We start from the raw sequence: 2,165 nt of genomic DNA on the forward strand, positions 1-2,165 counted from the left end.
ACCACAAAACGCGACCGCAACACCTCATGCCGCGCCACCAAACCCGAGAACGCCGACTCCAACGCCCCCACATCCACCACACCCCGCAACCGCAGCGCACAGGGCAGTCGACTCGACCCGAGCTCCAGCTGTTCGAGGAACCACAGCCGCTGCTGCGCGAACGACAACGGCAGCCCGCCCGCACCGCGCACCACCGGCACCAGCGCCGGGCCGTCCACGACCGAGCCGGTCGCACCGACCGCCTGGGCCAACTGCTCAACGGTGGGCGACCCGAACAGTTCCCGTAGCGGCACCTCCCGCCCGAGTTCCCGGCGCAGGAGGGAGACGACACGGGTGGCGACGAGGGAGTGTCCGCCGAGGTCGAAGAAGTTGTCGTGGACGCCGACCCGGTCGACGCCGAGGACCTCGGCCCAGATCCCGGCGATGACGGTCTCGGTCTCGTCACGCGGCGCCACGAACCCGGACGCCAGCTCCGGACGGTCGCGGTCCGGGGCCGGCAGCGCCCGCCGGTCCACCTTCCCGTTGGGCGTGGACGGCAGCGCCTCCAGGAAGACGAAGCCGGCAGGCACCATGTAGTCGGGCAGGCCGTCCGCGCACCAGCGCCGCAGGACCGCCGCCCCCGTTCCCGCACCCGGCCGCGGCACCACGTACGCGATCAGCCGCTTGTCCCCCGGCACGTCCTCGCGCACGGTGACCACCACCGAGGCCACGTCCTCGTGCGCGGCCAGCCGCGACTCGATCTCACCCAACTCGATCCGGACGCCCCGGACCTTCACCTGGTCGTCGATCCGCCCCAGGAACTCCAGGACCCCGCTCGGCAGCCACCGCACCAGGTCCCCGGTGCGGTACACCCGGCGCGCCCTGCCGCCGAGCTCCACCTCGACGAACTTCTCGGCGGTCAGCTCCGGCCGGTTCAGATACCCCCGCGCCAGGCCCCCGCCGCCGACCAGCAGCTCGCCGGGCACCCCGACCGGCACCAGGCCGTCGGCGCCGTCCACCACGAACAGCTCGGTGTTCGGCGCGGGACCGCCGACCGGCATGGAGGAGGTCCTCGGGCTGTCCGGGGTCACCCGCAGCAACGTCGTGTCCCCCCAGCTCTCCGTCGGGCCGTAGGTGTGCAGCAGGAACATCGGTGCGTGCACGCTGTTCACGAGGGAGTCGGCCTCGGCCCGGGTGACCTTCTCCCCGCAGTACTTGACGTACCGCACACCCGCGAACACGTCCGGGCAGGCCGACACGTGGTGGTTGAACAGCGACGAGGTGAGCATCAGCGCCGTCACCCCGCGGGCACGGACGACGTCCCTGAGCAGGAACGGGTTGCGGATCTCCTCGCGCAGAACGATGGCCAGGCTCGCCCCGGCCGTCAGCGCACTCCAGACTTCGATCGCGCAGGCGTCCCAGGAGAAGCTCGTGATCTGCGCGACGCAGTCGTCGGGGGTCAGGGTTTCGAGCCAGTTGTACCGCACCTGCCGCACGATCTTCCGGTGCTCGACCATGACGCCCTTGGGGGTGCCGGTGGAGCCGGACGTGTAGATCACGTAGGCCAGGTCGTCCGGGGTGGTGCGGTGCTCGGGGTCGGTGTCCGGCCGGGCCGCGATGACGGCCGCGTCGGTGTCCACACAGACGACGTGCCGATCAGCAACGGGGAACCGACCGCGCAGGCCCTCCTGGGTGAGCAGGACGGGAGCGGCGGTGTCGGCCAGCATGAACGCCAGCCGCTCGGCCGGGTACTCCGGATCCAACGGCACATACGCACCGCCGGCCTTCAGCACCGCCAGCAGGGACACCACCATGTCCGGGCCCCGCTCCAGACACACACCCACCAGCACGTCCGGACCCACACCCAGACCCCGGAGATGATGAGCCAGCCGGTTCGCCCGGGCGTTCAGCTGCGCATAGCTCAACTCCTCGCCCCCGAAGACCACCGCCACCGCCTCCGGACAGGCCGCGACCCTCGCCTCCACCAACTCGTGAACGCACCGGTCATCGGGGAAGTCCGCGGCACTGTCGTTGAACTCCACCACCAGCTGGTGCTTCTCCTCCTCGGACAGCAGCTCCAGCTCACTCAACCGCGCCGACGGATCGGCGACCACCGACGCCAGCACATTCCGGTAATGACCCGCCAGACGCTCCACCGACGAAACCTCGAACAGATCGGTGCTGTA

The 2,165-nt window shown here is 70.6% G+C and carries 1 protein-coding gene; it reads right to left on the reverse strand.

Annotated elements, in window-relative coordinates; genetic code table 11:
* A partial coding sequence (locus ACFV04_RS43645) for an amino acid adenylation domain-containing protein (RefSeq protein ID WP_380536640.1) occupies window positions 1–2,105 on the reverse strand: 2,105 nt, incomplete at its 3' end.
* Window positions 2,106–2,165: the final 60 nt, after the last annotated feature.

This window comes from Kitasatospora sp. NPDC059599, from assembly GCF_042735125.1.
Taxonomy (GTDB): Bacteria; Actinomycetota; Actinomycetes; order Streptomycetales; family Streptomycetaceae; genus Kitasatospora.